Here is a 19,678-nt window from a genome sequence, read left to right as displayed (position 1 = left end):
TTATGAAAACAAAACTGACCCTGCTTTCGGCAGCTCTCCTGCTCGCTGGTTGTGGTGGTTCGGGCGGCGATTCTGCCAGCTCAACCAGCCTTCCGACTTATGACTTATCTGGCAACATTACGACAGCCAATGTTCCGGCAAGCGCAAAAGTATGTGTGGATGCAAACCAAAACTACCGTTGTGATGCATCTGAGGCGAGCACAACTGCACGCAACGGCGCTTTTACCATCACCAGTACCAGCCTGAGTATTTATGATTTTCCCATTTTGGCGGTGATGGACACAGGTGTGGCGCAAGCTTCTGCATTAAGCATTGTTAGCCCTGCCTCAGCGGGAAGCCAGACTGTTTTGGCTGCGCCGAATCGTCGATTGAAAAGCGACAATGTTATCAATGGCATCACGACGCTGATCTCGGGTGCAATGGATAATGGTTTAACACTGACTCAGGCAGTTTCTCAGGTAGAAACCGAAATTAAGCGTGCAAACATCACTCTTTCAGGTTCTTTGCTGGATAACCTGAACGCCAACGATCTAAGCATACTTGAAGCGAATGTAGTAAAACTGTCTCAAGCAGCAGGTGATGAGAACCGTTCCAGCGTTCTGGCATCCGCTGGGCTTTCGCTAGCAGACTATAAAGCGTTGACGGAAGCCAACGCATCGGCTGAAGAGCTGGCTAAAGCAGTAACTGAACTGTCAAAAGCCAAATTCACGTTACAGCCATTGAATGATACGGGTCTGACTAAGTTCTTCTCGGACGCTTCAAACACTGAAAACCAGACCGAGAGCCCGTCGGATTACCCAGGTCAGGATGCTATGTATGGTCTTGATGTCACGGATAAGCAGGCTAACACTGGCAACGGTTTTAAATTCAAAAAGCTCGATGCTCAGGGCAACGAGCTGGCAGATGACGCCACTGAATGGTCATGCGTATCCGATGAACGCACCGGATTGATTTGGGAAGTGAAATCTAATGATACTTCCTCTATCCAGCACTTAGATCGCCTGTTTGCTTTGGAAATCAAAGACAGGTTTAAACCACATTCTTATGATGTGTCTTTAGTAAATTGTCAGGCTTCTGGCGATGGTATTTGTACCACACAGCAGTATGTGGATGAGATAAACAAACAAAAAATTTGTGGACTATCGACATGGCGCTTGCCAACGGGTCATGAGCTTTACGATATCGTAGATTTTGGTGAAGAAGGTAAACTACCAGATGGTTCAATTGCTGGGCTTTCACTGAAGTATTTCCCAAACCAAACGATCGGTACTGAAGATGATTATCCATACATAAACAAAGGTATTGTTTGGACGGATCACTTCCTTCATGGAAACTTTTACTCTGAGGCCAAAGGTAAGCTGTATTTTTATGCCGTTCACCTCAATGGAACAGATCCATCTGATTTAGGTAGCGGTGCAGTTACATTGACGCGTGGTCAATCAGCACAATACGAAATCTGGACCAATGAATACGCACAGCTTGAATGGGAAACTGAGTCTTATTCTTTTCCAGCTCGTTTAGTAGCGACTAAGGAGACCAAGTAATGAAAAAGTTTATGCTAACCATGTTGCTCACTTTAACTTCGTCTGGAGCGATGGCTCAAATATGTGCTGCAGATATTACTAAATCAGCACCAAATTCTCGTTTTGTCGCTGAAGACAATGGCACGGTGAAAGATCTGAAAACAGGACTGGTATGGATGCGTTGTCCACTTGGTAAAACATGGAACAATGCAAGTGGTTCATGTTTAGGAGAAAACCTTGGAACTCAATGGCAAACAATTTTGAATGAAGTTGCTGACATTAACTCAAAACCACTTCACAAGTTGCACAAGTTTGCTGGCTACGAAGACTGGAGATTACCAAACGCCAAAGAGCTATTTTCCCTAATTGAAAAAAGTTGCATTAAACCTGCTTTGAATACAAAGGCTTTCCCAAACTTCATGCCTACAGATAGTTTCTCGACTACTTCATCTTTATGGAGTTCAACAGCGGCAGGTTCCGGTGATGCTGCGCTAGTGATGGATGCGCGGTTTGGAGATGTTTTAACCCAGTTACCTAATAAGACTGGTGGTAATTACGGTGCATTGCTGGTTACAGATCAATGAAGCAATTAACCTTAATGTTGTGCTTTGCTAAGTTTCTGTTTGTTTTTTTACCAGCCACTGTATCTGCACCATCATTGGCTTCAAGTGGATTGGTCACTGAAAAGCTGTGTAATAGACTTAAACGAAATTGGAATGATAGCAACAACATGATCGTAGCGGGTTATGAATATTGTCTTCTCGGAAGCTACGGGCACATTGTTAATCTGACATCAAGCCCTCTATATATCCATAACCCAAGGGATCCTAGTAAAATCTATGAAGTGGATGCAAGCAGTAGACTTAGCTTAAAGCCACGTGCTATTCCGTCTTTAAACCTTCTGTCTAGATTAAATAGTCACGTATATTTTGTAGGTGATAAGTTGGTTGTCTCCACTTATGCTACAGCTAATGAAACCAAAGGTTATTACCGTAGTGTTATAAATACTCTTCGAGGATCGAGGATTAAATATGTGAGTAAGTTTAGTGTTCGTGAAATGAGCTACGATAGTCAAGTTTTTTTCGATAGTCCAACCCCCGGGTTTCAGCAGGCTCAAAGGGCTGCCCTTCCAATAGTCGTCGCTGTGGGTATCGGTGGTGCTGGAGCTGGTGCAATTAATGCTTGGGACCCTGACAATCCTTGTTTTGGAAATATTGTCAGGGGAGCTATTGAAGGAGGAGTATCTTCAGTTTTTGGTGCTTTGTTAGCGATTCCTGGTGGAATGGGAACAATTGTTGGTATGGTTGCCGGGGGGTCAGCAAGTAAAGTAGTTCAGGCTACTTGCTCTCAGTGTCACAAAAGCTACTGTGGGAAACACTGATAACTAAATTTCATTGGTTCAACTATTAGGAAATGCCTAAGTTCTTCACAATAATAAAAAGCCAGTCTTTGTTTCAAAGGCTGGCTTTTTTGTTTCTGATAAATGAAAAAGGATTCGCTACGAAAAGGGTGATATCGATGTAGAGCGACTATACCGAACAAGCGCTGCCTTGTGTAAATCCCCCACAAATTGCGGCAAAAATTAGCTCGAAAGGTCAACAGACCCTAGCAATGCCTTTAAGAACAAATCTTTCGAGATCTTCCTACTCTATTAAGCTCACCACATTAGTCTGAAAGGCTCAATTAATTATCTCTAATACAGTTCTCTGTGTTGAACTTTGGTCGGTCTTATTCTAAACCTAGATAATAAGTTAATAAATAATAAGAATAATATGTTTAACGTGGAATTATGTTGGTTTTCATACAAAATTTAACCTTGTGGCTGTTATGAGTGATGATAATTATTGTTTTGCCCAACCTGAAGTTGTAGAACAACCCAGCAATACAGACTATTGGGACATTCTTGTTGTTGATGATGAACAGGATATCCATGATGTGACTAAAATGGTTTTTAACGACAGTGAGTTTTTAGATCATAAATTCAGGTTCTCTCACGCCTACTCCGCTAAGGAGGCGAAAGAGCAATTATTGGATAATGAGAACTTTGCTGTGCTGCTGCTTGATGTTGTCATGGAAACCAGGCAGGCAGGGTTGGATCTTGCTAAATGGGTGCGTGAGGATCTTGGGAATAGGCATAGCCGTATTATTCTAAGAACTGGGCAACCAGGCGATGCGCCGGAAGAGTCAGTAATCCATAACTACGATATTAACGATTATAAAAATAAGACGGAGCTAAGTTCGACTCGCCTAACGACAACGGTTTTTTCTGCTGTACGCTCCTACAACGATATCCTGACGATTGAACATTCAGAGAAAGCGTTAAAAGTTATATCAAATTTAACATCAAATGTTTTTGAAGAAAACACTGCTGAAACATGGCTGGAAGGCATACTTTCACAGCTGGTTTCTGTCCTTAGGTTGGAGAGCGCTAACGGCTTTGGATTTTGCGCGTCTCCTGTTAGTGGAGAGTGGACGGTAGTTTCATCTACGGATAAAAAGAGTGCTGAAATTGGTGATCCACTTACTCGCTATTTGGATAACCGGGATGTGGACAGTTTCCAATTCAATGGTCAAATAGTAGAGGTTTCACCTTCTCAGTTCGTCATACCGTTGGGTGTTCGAAATTCGCTAGGCATTATTTCAATCAACTTGCCGCGACATAATATCGAGATCCATAGAGAGCTAATAGAAATATTAATTAGAAGTGCGTCAATAGCGTACGATAAATTCTTTTTATTAGAGGAAATGATAGCGACACAAAGAGAGGCTGCTTACCGGTTTGGCGAAGTGATTGCCGACCGCTGCAAAGACCCCAAAAATCACATACAACGGCTTTCTTTGGTGTCTTATATTTTGGCACTTCACTCCGGCTTAACAGAAGAACACGCCCATAGAATCAAAACAGCTATACCTCTGTACCATACCGGTACTATTGCCATCCCTGATGAGGTTCTCTTTAAGTCCGATACGTTGACGGATGAAGAATGAGAAGTAATGAAATCTCATACGTCTATAGGCGAAGAAATCTTATCGGGTTCTCATCTTGAAGTGCTGCAAACCGCTTCTGTCATTGCTTCAACGCACCACGAAAAATGGGACGGTTCAGGATATCCCTCCGGATTGAAAGGGAGTGATATTCCAATTGAGGGACGAATCATTGCCATCGCGGCTGCTTTCGAATCCATGATGATGGAACGGTCTGCCGCCCACCCTAAATCAAAAGACGATATTACCCACTATTTTCATCAAGAAAAATCTAAGCACTTCGATCCAACGTTATGTGACGTTTTTATTGGAATTTATGATGAATGCGTTTCGCTAATGAACAAATATCCGAGATGAAAGGCTGTTATATGAATTTTATTAGATGCTTAACCAAGTTATCGACCGTGACATTATGCGCTGTGATTTCTATAACCTCGCCAACGACTGAGGCAAAACAGCAGTTTAGAAAAGACACCAGCGTAGACTCTATTACAAACAGCTTCCGAGCCGGCTCGCACGCCAAAGTTTATTTACCCAACCTTCCCTATATTGCCAGCTCACACTCGATTAACGCCGGTTTGGTGAGGCCGGCCAATAACCAGCAAGGCTGGGAATATGACATGGCCGTAAGCCATAACATTTTGTCGCCACGTCTTTATGAGTTCGAACTAAGAAAAGGGGTTAAGTTTCAGGATGGAACGCCTTTTGATGCTGACTCAGTTCTGATGAACATCGACTATTTTATGAAGAAGCCTTATACGTTCACCAAACTCCATAAAATATTAGAAAAAGTTGAAAAGGTTTCGCAGCATAAGATTCGTTTCCATCTAAGCGAGGATTACGGTCTGCTAATGTACGACGCCATATGGCTTCATTTTTATACCGAGCCATATCTTAAGAAATTTGGTTGGAACGGTAAGCCTTTTTGTCCCAACTTGGCGGAAGCCGGTCCTTATGGTTTAGGCCCTTATATTTTGAAAGAAGGGTATATAGAAGGGGACAGAAGAACCGATACCGCAACGCTGGTTGCAAACCCACATTACTGGGATGAAAACTCACCTAAAGTGGAAAAAATCACACTCTTTATGGGCATGTCTCTGGAAGAAGCGAAACAAAAAACACTGCAATCTGAAGGTGAAATCGACATTACTCCCGTCTTGTTTTCAGATGAAGTAGAAACCATTTTCGCTCCATATTCTAAGTTGAGCCGCCTCCAATCCACCAACACCTATATTTCGAGATTTAACCTCTTCAATGGGCACCCTATATTCCGCGAAAGAGAAATTCGCGAGGTGATCAATGAAATTATTGATCAAGAATCACTGGTTTCTCTCTCTATGAATGGTGAAGGAGTAAGCACTTACGTATCCGTTGCAGAACAGCTCTTTGGAATGGAAGAGGCGCTCGATAAAATAGAAAATGAAAACCGCCTGATGAGAAGCAAAAAAGATCTGCAGAACATCATCAGCCAATACAAAAAGAAACATGGGTTTAAAGAAGATCAAAAGATCCCAATTCGCTTCTTAGCTCAGCGAAGCATGCAATACATCTTGAAGGATATGAAATTCTTTATTGAAAAGTATGACTTTGAAGTGACGTTCATCATCGCCAAGTCTGAATCGGAAATGTTCGGCAATGCCATCGGTGCGCATAACAATACCAACTCCATTCAATTCGACATTGTTTTGTGGCCCAATTTTGATTGGTTCAGAAGCCCTTGGGTTTCTTTCTTTATTTTTGATACGGCTTCAAGTTGGTCTACGACCCCGCCCGAGAAAGATCTGGAAGCGCATGTCTCTAAGTTTATTTCCACGCCTTATAGCTCAACAGAGTACACGACGGTTTTATCCAATCTTCTGCAATACATAAGGCACATGAACTATCAGCTCAGCTTGCCGAGTCCATACAACACCATTGCGATCAACAAGGAAGTGGTATTTAAACCAAGAACCTCCGCTATTTTCCCCTTGTGGGAGATACAGGTGAGCGATTTTCATTGGTCGGTTCGAGGTGATACCCCGTATCCGGAAGAACTCAAAACCCCGATAGAGATTACGACGACAGAGGGCAAGTAATATGAGCGCGTTTGCGGGAGACAGCTTATCAAAGAAAATTCTAGTGTTGTTTCTGGCAACAACCGGTGTCTTGATTTTGCAAGGGATATATAACGTCTACAGTATGAATGGCGTAAATAACTCCATCAAACAAGTTCATGATTCTGTTGCTCAGGTGAGCCGAAACAACGAGGAATTGACTCAGCCTTTAGCCGAGCTTAGGCAGCTAACCATGAACCTTGTAATGGCCCCCAATCGTAATGCGAAATCAGAGATCATTGAGACAATTAAAGTAGAGACAAAAGCGATAAACGTGACGATAGAAAACTATCGAGCGGAGCAAAATTCACATCAAGAATTACTGGCTGTCACTGAAGAAATACGTGCGTCTTGGGCGGAGTACAAAGAAGCGGTGTTACTGACTATCAACTATTCCGACGACAACATTCGTATTGCGGAATTTATGCATATTACGACGGATGCAAAAGACGCTTACGACAAGCTAATCGCGGACGTAGCCGCCTACAATAACCACCTCGTGGATATCAGTGAGGTGATCTACGACAAAGCCGGGGAGGACTCGAAATGGGCATTTTGGGCGGTGATTCTCACCACGGTCACCGAGGCCGTCATTCTAAAAGTTATCCTGTTCTATGTATTGAATTTAGTGAAGAAAAGGCTTGATGAACGGAAAGCACACATTCAGGAGGTCACAGAGAAAAACAGTGAGTTGGAAGATAACATTTCCAAGTTAAAAACGGTGCAAGGGAAGCTGATTGAAGCAGAGAAGCAGGCCTCATTGAGTAAGCTAGTGGCCGGTGTAGCGCATGAAATTAACACGCCTATTGGAATAGGTATTACGTCATCTACGCTCATAGAAAATAGTACAAGTAAGCTAGGAGAGCGTGTTGAAAGTGGTCAACTGACCAAAAATCATCTGACTGACTTTGTCTCCTCTTCAATTGAAACAACACAAGTTCTTATCAAAAATCTCCATCGCGCCGCCGAAATTATTCAACGCTTTAAACGACTTTCATCCGACAATATACAACCATTGATAGAGAGCTTGAATATCGGAGACAAAACCAAAGATACCATTTTGGCAATTAGCCCAAATATGAAGGGCGTGGATGTTAATTTGGAAAATATTCAAAATATTGAAGTGGAAACAGACTCTGGCGCGATATATCACACAATTTCGAACTTAGTGCTTAACGCTAAAAACCATGCTTTTGAAAACATTGAAAGCCCAAAAGTTGTGATACGTATGGGCGATTATCAAGAAGATAAAGTGACCATCATGGTTCAAGACAATGGGAACGGTATAGATGAAGAGACGTTGCCTAAGATTTTCGACCCATTTTTCAGTACCGCCAAAAACAACGGTGGGACAGGGCTAGGACTTTCCATTGTGTTCAATGTGTTGGCAAGGATAAACGGTTCGATAAGGTGTGAGAGTGAAAAAGGGCAAGGGACGACTTTTTTCATTGAAATCCCAGGCCCAGCAAGATTAGTTTCTCAATAAAGGGTTGGGAACGTGAAGAGGGTTGGGAATGTGGCAAAAAGTTGCATCGAATACTTTTCTATCACCTTCTGTTAACTCTGCTTGGATCTTAAGAGCCTTACTGTAAAACTCTTCGGCTTGTTCGAACTGTTTGTTTACCTGAAGCGCATGGCTCATTACAGCATTGGTAAAAGCTTGAATCCAAGCTGCACCTGTCCCATCAAAGAAATCAAACGACTCCCGAGCATAGGTCAGGCTTATCTCTGTTTCGTTAAGTGCCAGTGCACGAGCAACCGCTAAGTTGGCCAGTTGAATGTTCTCTTGCGTTCCGACTTTGGTCCAGTGATAAAGGGAAGAGAAGGCAGTGACCAGCACTCGTTGTTTTTCTGCATCGGTTGTCGACTGCTCTGAAAGTGTCCAAAATTCATTATTCGCTTCAATCGCAAAGTAGCGGCTGAGGCGAGAGATATCTGCTTCATTTGGCTTTGCTATAATTTTCCTTTTTAACGTCTGTAATCTGCATTGCTCATCTATTGGTTTTTTATGAATTGGTTTTTTATGAATTGGTTTTTATGAATGGGTTTCTCATGAATATCCTAACAAAGCAGCAACATCCTGTGAGGGAGGAAAACGTGAAATCATTTGCATACCTATTATCTCAGTATGCTTCTTTGTTCTGTCTTTCTGATGGTTTTGGAGGAAGTGTCATACTGGATCCTTTACATCATTTTGAGATCACTTCTATGACTTGAATAAATACACAAGTATGAGCTTGAGTTCATACATTTCCTTTCCTACGCTCAGTTGAAATCCAATGTAAACAACGCAATCAGAGAGCTAGTGATGGGAAATCAAAAAGACATAAAATTCCAAACTGCGAATACTCCAACGTATGGTCGCAGACTTTTCCGTGAAGAGACCCCCAATAACAAAATGCCCGAGATGGAGCATGATCCTCAAGCGGTGTATCGCTTTATCCGAGATGAACTTCAATTGGATGGAAACCCAACATTGAACATGGCTTCTTTCGTGACAACAGTGATGGATGAAGAAGCCAACCAGCTCATTAAAGACAACTTGGGTAAGAACTATATTGATGGTGAGGTGTACAACCGAACGTTGGAAATTGAACAGCGCTGTGTGCGCATGTTGCTTGATTTATTTAACGCACCCAACGACATGAAAACAGCGGAAGAATTGGCACACAACAAAGACATTCCAAGTGGGTGGGGAACGGTGGCAATTGGCTCTTCAGAAGCCCTAATGTTGTGCGCACTTTCCCATAAAGAGCAATGGAAGAAGAACCGCAAAGCGAAAGGGCTTTCCTACGATAGACCCAATATTGTAATAGGCTCGGATGTACATATTACGTGGGTTAAATACGCACAATACTTCGATGTGGACATCAAGTGGATTCCGATCAAGGAAGAAACCAACTACGTTATTACCGCAGAAGAAGTCAGAAAGGCAGTGGATGAAAACACCACCTGCGTAGTTGCGGTGATGGGCACTTCCTACACTGGGCAAAATGACCCCGTTGAAGCCATCAATAACGTGTTGGTCGAGCTTAAAAATCACTCTGATCCGGATTGTCGTCTGGATGTTCCTTTACACGTTGACGGAGCCAGTGGCGGTTTTATCGAACCTTTCCGTGATCACAGCGAAACGCCCGAATTAAAATGGGACTTCAAACTAGAGCAGGTAAAAACCATTAATGTTTCTGGGCATAAGTTTGGTTTAGTTTACCCAGGGGTAGGGTGGGCGCTTTGGAAAGACTTCCATGAGATCCCAGAAAAACTGTTCGTAACAACGAATGTGCTTGGATTTGATGAATCCACCTACAGCCTAAACTTTTCTCGTGGCAGTTCGATGGTGCTGGCTCAATACTATAACTTCTTACGTTTAGGTAAGCATGGTTACAGCGCTGTGGTTCAAAATTTAATGTCTCTTGCTCAGGATTTATCAGCAGGGTTGGGATCTTTGAGGTTAACGGTTACAGAGCAAGATAAAGAAGCTGGTGACGACGCACCAGTGACGACAATATTCGAAAACAAACCGATATTTGAAGTGGTTAATCACGCAGAATATTTCCCAGCATCAGCTGTTAGATTGAATCTAACTTATGATGATCAGCCATTAACAAATGACGATACCAAAAACTATATTTACTCCGTCCATGATGTTTCAGACAAGCTGAAACAGTTTGGGTGGGTGGTACCTGCATTTTCAATGCCCCTTGAAAAGCGTCCACCAACGCAAGAGCAAATAGTAGAAACACCGCAAATTGCTGTTATGCGTATGGTTGTGAAGGAGGGGATCAGCCGCGATATGGTCAGCATCCTAATCCAAAACTATATCGATTCGGTGATTAAGCTTGAAGAACAGGTAAGAGCTATTAAGGATTCGACTAAGACGTACAAAGCTACTGTTACATTCGATACTGAAAGTGCCAAGTCGGCTGCCGATTTGGTAGAGAAAGCCTGCGTTAAAGTCACCTACTTACATCTCTCAGAATCTCGCGAGCGTGGTGTGGTTGTCGGTGCTAAGTAGTATTTAATTAGTAAGAAACTCAGCAGTGCTAAAAAACTTAAGCCCCAAAGCATGTATTTGGGGCTTTGTTATGTCCACTAAATTTTTGAGTATCACTCAAAACGACCAATTCTACCTATATATTTGAAGCCACCACTTTGCCACTATCAGCGTTTAAACTTTACGGGAATAAAAGTGGTCTTCAATATGAGTATTAAAGGGTTTAGTTTAGCGTTGTTTGTTATTTTGACATTCCAATCGGTCGCTTCAGCAGCAACATTCAAGGAAGTGCATGATTGCCAAGCTCATCTTCACCTCCTTGTTAATGACAAGCTAAAACCCGCTCCGCCTCAATATCCTGCTGGAGAGATTGAGAGCATTCGTCAGGAGCTAAAAAAGTACGATGATTTTATTGAGCAAACCATAATTGCTCCCGCATTAGCAGAAGCAAGTAGTGGTGATGCATCGAAGTATCAGGAAATAGGCGAGAAAATATCGAAAAACAAAGTGATACTGACCACCAACTTAAAAAAGAGATTTCCAGAAAATCGAATATACATGGAACAAGTCTTAGCCATTGATACTTGTTCAAAAGCGATACGCCTAAAAGGGGATGCAAAAAAATCACTGGATAATGCTGTTAATAGCATGCTCCGGCTTGGAATGCAGAAATAGGGAATATCAACCAACGTCTAGCCCGAATTAAATGAGGGCTAGGCGTCGTTACTTTTGGATTTAAGTTAGTTTAGATACAGATCTTTTATTTTGAACCACCCACCCTCACAGCCTTGTATTGTCACGGTCAGTTTATGCCCAGATGCTTTTGCAGTAAGAATCATAGATTTAATGACATCGTCAGACTTAGCGACACCTGCCCATCCATTATTTCCAGGGCATTGATTGGAGCGAATTGCGTTGGGAAACCCTCCATTTAGTTGCAGCGCAATCGCGCCATTGGGGTTAGCGAAGACCTTTCCCACCGTGTTGGTGTCTTGTGAATAAGGTGTTGCGTTCGCACCTCCAAAAAACAATAGTGTGGAAATACATAAAGCCTTTTTAAACATAGATCCTTCCGTAATTGATTGATTCACGAGTTTTTGAATTGTTTACCGTGAGTAAACGACGCTATACAGCTCGCATACTGAGTTGCCAGAGCCCGCCCATTTCTTTTCAGGGTTGGCGTAAAGCGTGACAGGAGTGTTTGCCTGATATGCTGCTAGAAGCATGCTCAATGTTGATTCATATCCCGCGCTCGATTTGTCAATGAAGTAACCGTGCGAACAAGATGTACTGTTTGTGTTTAGTTGAACGTATACATCCCCATTACCAAATTTGGTATAAGCAATGAGCCTTTTTATAGAACCAGTAGGCGATGCTTCCGGCGTAAATGCGTGAGCGATATTAGTTAAACTCATGGATATAAAGAGCGCGGATAGAGTCAAAATCCGTTTCATAGGGTTACCTTAAAGATTTATATTACTTGTTTAAATTATTGATAATATTGAAATTATCATGATTGTGTTTGAGTGCCTTCGAGTATGCCACGGTAGATAGGTGGGTTATGGTTCTTGTTCAAGAAATTCAGCCTAACTCTCAGTTATTTATGATAAAAATCAGATTTTTCCGGCTGAATGTGTATTGCGACCAGTCGATAGGCTTTAATTACAGGTCTCCTTTTCTTCCTAAGATAAACAGTGCTACTTCGCCGTCATAAATTAGCTAAGCTCAATTAAACCTATTAGATATGATAGCTATCAATAATAAGACTATAAGAATTGATAGTTTTATTTATTTATAGATTTAATAGAATGGCAACACTTCAAGAGAGCAGCAAACTGGAACATAAGACTACTAAATATGAATATTAAAAAAGTAGGATTAATCATTGGAGCTATAATTATAGTTCTGCTAACAATATATAGAATAGTCAATACTGACCGCTCGGGATTAGCGCTGGTTGAATGTAACCAAGATAAATATGTTGATACATACATAAACTTCTATGTCGATGCAGATGTTTTGGTGAGTACAGAAGAGGCGATTATTAAGAATCGACTGGATAAGTTTGTTATTACATCAAATGAGATATTACGAAAATCTTGTGTTCCACTAAAACGCCACGTTGGAGAAATAAAATTTATTGATACTAGTATGGTGGATTTAAACGAAATACGTTTTAGTGATCCGGTAGCTATGGCAAAGAATATACTTGAATCTGCAGGGTACGAAGGCGTTATAGAGCAGCATGATCAACAGCCTGGTGTTTATTTAGCTATTATTTATGGTAATAGATATAAATCGAGAACAGAAAATTTTGATGGAATGGTTAATTTCAACCTAAGTAAGAGTGCATTTATATTGTCGTATAGCACAGCTAGCCATATATTGGAGCACGAGCTTGGTCATTTAGCAGGAGCGCTGCATCAAAACTCCGATATTGATTATCTAAAAAAACACTATATCCATGTTGATAGTTTTATTAAGTCGTACACTGGTGGATATAAATGTTCAGGAAAAACAACGTTAATGTATACAGGCGTTGGGGGAAGCGGAACTTTCCTCGATAACCTGAAATTATATTCAAGCCCTGATATCAAATTTAATGGAAAACCTTGTGGTGATGAAGCTAATGGGGATAACAGAAGAATAATGATTGAGCATTCGATTGAAATAGATAATGCCAGGAAAGGGTTATAAATAATAATTTAAATGTGCTTTATGATATTTGGCTCTAGATCGTCAAGCATAATGATAACACCATAATAAATAGGTGTGATATTTAGAGCTAATCTAAGACTTTATTGCTTAATAATTGTATGAGGCGATAAATTAATTACTAAAACCAGGAGTTTTAAAATGATCAAAGTAACTTGTAAGCAACACAAAGCAAACGAATCTACCTTTAACGAAGCAAAGTTAGAGCAAATGGTAAATGAAACAGCCTTTGGACGTAGCAGTGGTGGAACAGCTGGCGCTATTGCTGGCGGAAACGGTGGTACATCTACAGGTGGTGGTAGCGGCAGCTGTGCAGGTGGAGCTGCTGGCGTTTAATGACTGTTACAAACTGACAGCAATCAACAATCTTTAAATTATTTTATTAAAAATAGGAACTTAACATGATTAAAGTAACTTGTAAGCAACACAAAGCGGACGATTCTACGTTTAACGAAGAAAAACTTGAGAAAATGGTTAGCGACACAGCGTTTGGTCGCAGCAGCGGAGGGACAGCAAAATCTCTTTCGAAAGCATTCAGCTCTTCTAACACTTCAACAAGTACTGGTACTGGTAGTGGCAGCTGCGCTGGTGGAGCGGCTGGCGTTTAAATTGTGTTATCGCTGGTAAATTATCAGCTATAACCTAAGTAACCTCAAGATGCTTATATAATGAGCCCCTCGTAGTGGTAGGAATAACCGACTTTCTGAAAAGACAGCGATATGAAAACCTCATCGTTCTAACTCAGAAGTCGGTAACGCAATAAGACAGCTTCCATAGCAGTTCGTACTTTGTTCCATGTCATTATCAGCGCACTGGAACAGAATATGTTGTACTTCCCTATTCTAGGGGCTTTTAAAATATATCTTATTTAATTCGAAGTGATTTAATAATTCTATGGAAATATCCAGCAATTTATCTAAAGAGTTTTTGGAAAAATACAAATCAATTTCAATAAAAAATATAAGCTATGTTGATATTCAACGTATTAAAATTAATGAGGGGGTTGATTTAAAAAAAAGTCAATCAGATAATATTTTGCACTTTGTTTGGTTAGGTATTCCGAGCGAAGCTATGGATATGTATTTAAGGGTTTGGAAGCATCATTACCCTAGTTATAAAATAATTCTGTGGTACGACAGTGATTTTATTTTTTCAGGTGTATACCGTGAGCAACTCAATCTCAAAGATCGTTTAAATAAAAAAGTAAAATTTTTACTCGAATGGCAAGATTCACTTTACGAAGAATTCTTGACTATAAAAGGAGTAAATCCGCTCGAAGAGCTTTTAGAATCTCATGATATCAAAGAATTTGATAGAAATAATGAAATTTGTAAAATTAAAAGTAATTACTCATTTGTTGATGTGAGAGATATAAGGGAAGAAGGGGTTCTTTATAGTAATGAAGTAGAAAAATGTTATACAAAGGAAGTTATTCTTAGAGCTAACCTTGCATGTGCAAGTGATATTTTAAGACTCTGCATATTGAAAAAATTTGGTGGGGTGTATTTAGATGTCGATACGCTTCCTTGCTTAGACCATATTTTTAAAACCGCAAAAAATAGCTTACCTCATGATGTTTTTTACTGTAAAGAAATAGAAGAATACAAAAGTTCACTATATCTGGAAAAGTTTTCAAAAAAACAAAAAGAAGAAAATAGTGTACTAGCAAAAAATAGTTGTAATCTTGAACATTTTTCGCATGAACACATAAAACTTCTGCAACAAGATATTAGACAACACAATATAGAAGATATCATAGAGAAGCCCTTTATGATGCATGAAAAGTTCCTAATGCTAGGAGTGGATAAAGTGGAAAAAAATGCATTTTATAATAATGTGATAGTGGCTAAGAAAGAATCTAGGACACTTTCAATTTTAATTAGAGAGATTTTAAAAAGATATCGAGAAATAGAAAATAAAAATTATGATAATTATGAAACAGCCAAGCAATACAATGAAATCTACAATAGCGGTTATTTAGGGCGCTTAGTCGGATATCGATTAGATGGATTAGTTGACGTCCCTAACACCACTATCTCCCTCACAGGACCAAACGTTATTTTGGAAGTACTACTGGGATTGGCATACAAGGTGTTGAAACTTAGTAAACAGCATGATCCCATAAAAGTTGCCGCAATACTGCAGTCGGAAAAGTATGGAATTGTTTGCGGAAACTTAATTACTCACACAAATGAACAAAGTAAATCATCATGGATGTAGCACGAGTTGATAATCAATTTTTACTCATAAACACAATTAAGAAATACTCAAAGACAATATTTGTAATTATCGCGATGGCGTGCGTTTGTAACGTACTCTCGTTAGCGATTCCTTTATCGTTTATGGCGATAATCGATCGGGTATTGATCTCTTCTGGGTACTCGACACTGCTGGTTATTTCTTTTTTCTTAGTAATCAATGCATTGGTTGAGTCTGTAATTAGCTATTACAGATCATACGTTTACAATTGGTTTAGTAGCTGCGTTATCTCCGAGTTCTCCGGTGGGTTCTTTAAAAAATTAATGACGCTAAACATGTCATTTTTTAGAGAGAGATCAACAGCAGAGCACATCACTAGAGTTGGAGAACTTTATCGAATTAAAGATTATATAAGTAATTGGCTCCTTTCATATCTAGTTGATTTTCTTTTTCTTTTTGTTTACGCACTGGTTATGTTCTTGGTTAGTCCATTGCTGACAGTCATCATTCTGGCATCAGTACCTTTTCATATCATGCAGTACTTTTATCTTGGTCCCAAGATAAGAAAAAACAATGAACGTTTTTTTGGAGAAAACATTGGTCTAAACAATTCAATGCTAGACGGTATTAATAATATCGAAATGATAAAGATCTCGAATAAAGAGAAAAAGTATACGGAAAAGATATCGTCTTCATTGAGTCAATCACTTACAGCCGGTTTCAAGTTATCAAACACAGAAGCACTTTCGACAGAAGCGTCACTCTTAATCTCTAAGATTTTTGAAACCCTGATTATATTTTCAGGTGCCTATTTAGTTTTGAATGGCAACTTGTCACTAGGAGAGTTAGTTGCATTTACCCTTATCAAGGATAGAGTGACCCAACCATTAATAAGGCTAGCATCGCTTTGGGAGGAATACTGCCAGTTCAAATTATCAAAAGATAGAGTAGATGTTGTATTCAAAGAAACCAGTGAAGTCGAAACTGGGAAAAAAGTAGAGCAAATACATAATATTAAGTTTGATTCCGTTTCTACTTATATCAATAAAAAAGTGATCGTGAATAACATAAGCTTCGAATGTAAGAAAGGCAGCATTACCAGTATTATAGGAGAATCAGGATCTGGAAAGTCTACGCTATTAAAAATTGTTCCGAAGATCGTTGATGTTGATGACGGAAAGGTATTCATCAATGAAGAAAACTTAAATGAAATAAACGTAAAAAGTCTTCGAGACAATATCGCATACGTTGGTCAGGAGTGTCATATTGTGAATGGCACTGTAAAAGATAATATCCTTATTAATTCTTCGAGAAAAGATGATGAGTGGCTCAGCTATGTTTGTCGGTTGTCTTATTGCCATGATTTTATTCTTGATCTAGAAGAGGGTTTTGACACCTTAATTGGGGAAGGCGGCAATAACCTTTCTGGAGGACAAAAACAAAGAATTGCTATTGCTAGGTGTATTGCGTCAGACCGAGACGTTTTATTGTTGGATGAACCCACCAGTGCACTGGATTCTGAAACAGAGAAAAGAATTGTAAGTAACCTGAAGAAATATTCCCAAGATAGAATCGTGTTAGTGGCGACTCATAGAAAAGAGATACTCAGTATTTCTGACAATGTTATTGAATTTACACCCAGCAATAATTTTGGATGCGACCACGAGTAGATAATATGATAGATGAATTTGAATATAACCGACTGTCTAAAGAAAAGAGCCCAAAATTTCCAAGATTAAAATATGTACCATTTATAATTACTCTAATCGCGCTACTCTCGTTATTTGTGTCATTCATTTATGAAATCGAGGTTATTGCGATTTCAAAAGGAAAGATCATTCCTGAAAATGACGTCATGCACGTAAATTCCACCTTGGGTGGAAAGGTGATGGATGTCTTTGTTAGTAATGGCAGTAAAGTCAAAGCCGGGGATAACTTAGTCAGGTACGATTTATCGAACGAAGAAAATCACCTAAAGATATTCCTGGAAGAACGAGAGGACTTAGAAGAGCAACTCTCTGTATTGAATGGATTTTATGTTGATGAATACATTGATGATGAAAGGCTACTATCCGGCTACGATGGGTATATCGATAAAGACTACGTAAGGAAGGTTCTGAATAAGACGATCGTTATCATTTCGAAAATTAAAGAGTTTAGAAATGAAATGGAATCGATTGGTGTGCAGATGAATATTGCCGAAATTGAGAAAAAGGTAAGTCTATCAAAGTTAAAAAGAATTGAACTATACATAGACTCAGATTCCCAACTTGTTTCAAAAGGATTAATTAAATCTCGAGAATACGAAGCGATAGTACATGACAGGGATATACATAAACTAAAGCTGGATGAGCAAATAGAGAGAATATCCTTACTTGAAAAAGATCATAATTCCATTGAGTTTGACATTAATTCAATTCGGTATGAGCTTAAATATTATGTCGGAAATATAAAATTTGAGATTGAAGAACGAATAGAAAGACTCGACGAGAAAATATTGCTTTTAGAAAACACCTTAGAGAGGGAGTTCCTTACTGCAAGTGTATCTGGTGAAATATCTGAACTCCCTCAAAATATTGTTGGAAATTTTATTCCTCAAGGTTTCATAATTTTAAAGCTCGTTCCATCGAATGGACGTTTAAGAGTAAGGGCATTTATTCCATCAAGCGAGATTGGCTTCTTAAAATCGGGACTTCCCGTCAGAATTAGAATAGATGCTTATAACTACAATAAATATGGATACGTAAACGGAGAAATAGAATATATATCAAAGGACAGTACTGATGTCCAAGGAGAGATGCTGTATGAAATATCGATATCGATGGATAAAGCATTCTTAGATAGTAGTGAAGAACGAATAATTTTAGGAAGTGGCATGTCTGTTAAAGCGGATCTAGTTATAGGAAAACGCACAGTCGCAAGTTACTTTTTGTACCCCATAATGGATAGTCTCAATTATTCACTTATTGAGCGATAAATAGGTTGGTTTTAGATGATGGAAAATATAGTTAATTTTCTTTTGGTACCCTTATATATAAACGTTTTTTTTCTTATTGCCATGATCCCTTGGCTACTTATTGTTAAGAGGAAAAATGATAATATTATTAGCGAAAAGCACGTCAGTGTCATTATTCCTACTTATAACGATGGTCAAAATCTGATTAAGACATTGGATTGTATTGAGTCATTAAATACGGTTCATAGAGTGAGTGTATTGATTGTTGATGATTCTTCAACAGATGGCACTTCGTACAATGTTGAGCAGTGGGTGGGTGATGGTCAACGACGATTTGACTATAGCTACATTAAAACACCTGAAAATACCGGATTAAAATCAAAAGCAATCTCCTACGCGGAACCGCATATCAGAGACGAGCATGACGCTATTTTGATCATCGACGGTGATACCATCTTAGATCATCATGCATTAGATACTGCCATGGTGAAGCTCTACTCTGATGAATCTATCGGTGCGGTTTGTGGGGCTGTACTGCCTTTGAACAGAAAAGAAAACTCGTTGGTTAATAGGCTGCAATATTTCGAGTTATGTGGTGCATTTCATGGCATTAAACTCGCGCAAAGCAACATTAACAGTACTGGGTCGCTGGCGGGTGCGTTTACGATTCACAAGAGAGAAGCAATGGTGGACGTTGGTTGGTTTGACGAATGGCTGGTTGAGGATATTTGTTGGACTTGGAAGGCAAGATCTAAGGGATGGCAGCTTATCTATTCTCCTGAGTCGATTGCCTACACAGATTGCCCAAATACGCTTAACAAGCTTTGGATGCAAAGAACACGCTGGTCGCGAGGTCGAGTTGAGGCATTAAGAGTTGCCTATAACGAGAAAAAATTCCAATTCTTATCCGTTGTTCCGTGGTTCATTTATTCCATTGTACAAGCGATTTGGGTCCCAGCGTTCATTCTTGCGTTATTTGCTAACCCAATTCTTTCGCTTAGCGTGTACGGCGTATTCCTTTTGCTGCATTGGGTCTATGCGTTTGTCAATATCAGCCGAAATAACCTCAACAAACCGATCAAGATCGAGTCATTTTTGAGCGCAATTTGGACATCCTTCATCGTCGACTTTGTCTTAACTGTCCCTAATATCAAAGGTTTCCTATTAGAGGTCATGGGTAGCAGAAAGCAGTGGCTAACAAGGTAGTAGGGGA

Annotated in this window: 19 protein-coding genes; 16 read left to right on the top strand and 3 right to left on the bottom strand. The window is 39.8% G+C overall.

Going from position 1 to position 19,678, the window contains the following annotated elements:
• Positions 1-2: 2 nt before the first annotated feature.
• The 7 genes from CW749_RS08655 (at position 3) to CW749_RS08630 (ending at position 8,087) form a co-directional block, all read left to right on the top strand.
• Complete coding sequence (locus CW749_RS08655) at positions 3-1,544, top strand: DUF1566 domain-containing protein (protein ID WP_101111627.1); 1,542 nt, start codon at positions 3-5, stop codon at positions 1,542-1,544.
• On the top strand, positions 1,544-2,107 hold the full coding sequence (locus CW749_RS08650) for a DUF1566 domain-containing protein (protein ID WP_101111626.1): 564 nt from the start codon (positions 1,544-1,546) through the stop codon (positions 2,105-2,107). The genes CW749_RS08655 and CW749_RS08650 overlap by 1 nt, the downstream gene beginning before the upstream one ends.
• Positions 2,104-2,904: a hypothetical protein gene (locus CW749_RS08645; RefSeq protein ID WP_145997841.1), complete on the top strand. Its 801-nt coding sequence runs from the start codon at positions 2,104-2,106 to the stop codon at positions 2,902-2,904. Before CW749_RS08650 ends, CW749_RS08645 begins: the two co-directional genes overlap by 4 nt.
• 446 nt (positions 2,905-3,350) lie before the next feature.
• The gene (locus tag CW749_RS08640) at positions 3,351-4,511 is read left to right on the top strand and encodes a DUF3369 domain-containing protein (RefSeq protein ID WP_237322381.1); all 1,161 of its coding nucleotides are present in this window, start codon (positions 3,351-3,353) and stop codon (positions 4,509-4,511) included.
• A 6-nt stretch (positions 4,512-4,517) separates the two neighbouring features.
• Positions 4,518-4,865 (top strand): HD domain-containing phosphohydrolase, encoded by a 348-nt coding sequence (locus CW749_RS28375; protein ID WP_237322379.1) that lies wholly within the window; start codon positions 4,518-4,520, stop codon positions 4,863-4,865.
• Positions 4,866-4,876: 11 nt separating this feature from the next.
• Positions 4,877-6,583, top strand: a complete 1,707-nt coding sequence (locus CW749_RS08635) for an ABC transporter substrate-binding protein (RefSeq protein WP_101111989.1) — start codon at positions 4,877-4,879, stop codon at positions 6,581-6,583.
• 1 nt (position 6,584) lies between these two features.
• Complete coding sequence (locus CW749_RS08630) at positions 6,585-8,087, top strand: ATP-binding protein (protein WP_101111624.1); 1,503 nt, start codon at positions 6,585-6,587, stop codon at positions 8,085-8,087.
• On the opposite strand, the gene CW749_RS08625 is transcribed toward CW749_RS08630, so the two are convergent.
• Positions 8,073-8,441, bottom strand: a complete 369-nt coding sequence (locus CW749_RS08625; protein WP_237322377.1) for a hypothetical protein — start codon at positions 8,439-8,441, stop codon at positions 8,073-8,075. The genes CW749_RS08630 and CW749_RS08625 overlap by 15 nt on opposite strands.
• Positions 8,442-8,909: 468 nt before the next feature.
• Between CW749_RS08625 and CW749_RS08620 the strand changes: the two genes are divergently transcribed.
• Together CW749_RS08620 and CW749_RS08615 are read left to right on the top strand one after the other, a co-directional pair.
• Positions 8,910-10,616 (top strand): glutamate decarboxylase, encoded by a 1,707-nt coding sequence (locus CW749_RS08620; protein WP_101111622.1) that lies wholly within the window; start codon positions 8,910-8,912, stop codon positions 10,614-10,616.
• Positions 10,617-10,802: 186 nt separating this feature from the next.
• The gene (locus CW749_RS08615) at positions 10,803-11,270 is read left to right on the top strand and encodes a hypothetical protein (protein WP_101111621.1); all 468 of its coding nucleotides are present in this window, start codon (positions 10,803-10,805) and stop codon (positions 11,268-11,270) included.
• A 65-nt stretch (positions 11,271-11,335) separates the two neighbouring features.
• On the opposite strand, the gene CW749_RS08610 is transcribed toward CW749_RS08615, so the two are convergent.
• Together CW749_RS08610 and CW749_RS08605 are read right to left on the bottom strand one after the other, a co-directional pair.
• Positions 11,336-11,659 carry a hypothetical protein gene (locus tag CW749_RS08610; protein ID WP_101111620.1) on the bottom strand — a complete coding sequence of 108 codons (324 nt, stop codon included), beginning with the start codon at positions 11,657-11,659 and terminating at the stop codon, positions 11,336-11,338.
• Positions 11,660-11,701: 42 nt separating this feature from the next.
• Positions 11,702-12,049 (bottom strand): hypothetical protein, encoded by a 348-nt coding sequence (locus CW749_RS08605; protein WP_101111619.1) that lies wholly within the window; start codon positions 12,047-12,049, stop codon positions 11,702-11,704.
• Between the two features lie 403 nt (positions 12,050-12,452).
• Between CW749_RS08605 and CW749_RS08600 the strand changes: the two genes are divergently transcribed.
• The 7 genes from CW749_RS08600 (at position 12,453) to CW749_RS08570 (ending at position 19,671) form a co-directional block, all read left to right on the top strand.
• Positions 12,453-13,292 carry a hypothetical protein gene (locus CW749_RS08600; protein ID WP_101111618.1) on the top strand — a complete coding sequence of 280 codons (840 nt, stop codon included), beginning with the start codon at positions 12,453-12,455 and terminating at the stop codon, positions 13,290-13,292.
• Between the two features lie 159 nt (positions 13,293-13,451).
• On the top strand, positions 13,452-13,646 hold the full coding sequence (locus tag CW749_RS08595) for a hypothetical protein (RefSeq protein ID WP_101111617.1): 195 nt from the start codon (positions 13,452-13,454) through the stop codon (positions 13,644-13,646).
• 65 nt (positions 13,647-13,711) lie between these two features.
• Positions 13,712-13,918: a hypothetical protein gene (locus CW749_RS08590; RefSeq protein WP_101111616.1), complete on the top strand. Its 207-nt coding sequence runs from the start codon at positions 13,712-13,714 to the stop codon at positions 13,916-13,918.
• A gap of 286 nt (positions 13,919-14,204) precedes the next feature.
• Positions 14,205-15,530 carry a TcdA/TcdB catalytic glycosyltransferase domain-containing protein gene (locus tag CW749_RS08585; protein WP_101111615.1) on the top strand — a complete coding sequence of 442 codons (1,326 nt, stop codon included), beginning with the start codon at positions 14,205-14,207 and terminating at the stop codon, positions 15,528-15,530.
• Positions 15,521-17,179, top strand: a complete 1,659-nt coding sequence (locus CW749_RS08580; protein WP_101111614.1) for a peptidase domain-containing ABC transporter — start codon at positions 15,521-15,523, stop codon at positions 17,177-17,179. Before CW749_RS08585 ends, CW749_RS08580 begins: the two co-directional genes overlap by 10 nt.
• 5 nt (positions 17,180-17,184) lie before the next feature.
• A complete protein-coding gene (locus tag CW749_RS08575) occupies positions 17,185-18,486 on the top strand; it encodes an HlyD family efflux transporter periplasmic adaptor subunit (RefSeq protein ID WP_180958359.1) in 1,302 nt (433 codons plus the stop codon).
• Between the two features lie 15 nt (positions 18,487-18,501).
• On the top strand, positions 18,502-19,671 hold the full coding sequence (locus CW749_RS08570; RefSeq protein WP_101111612.1) for a glycosyltransferase family 2 protein: 1,170 nt from the start codon (positions 18,502-18,504) through the stop codon (positions 19,669-19,671).
• Positions 19,672-19,678 lie beyond the last annotated feature (7 nt).

The organism is Vibrio sp. vnigr-6D03 (assembly GCF_002835515.1).
GTDB lineage: Bacteria > Pseudomonadota > Gammaproteobacteria > Enterobacterales > Vibrionaceae > Vibrio > Vibrio penaeicida.
This window is presented reverse-complemented; position numbering and strand designations above follow the sequence as displayed.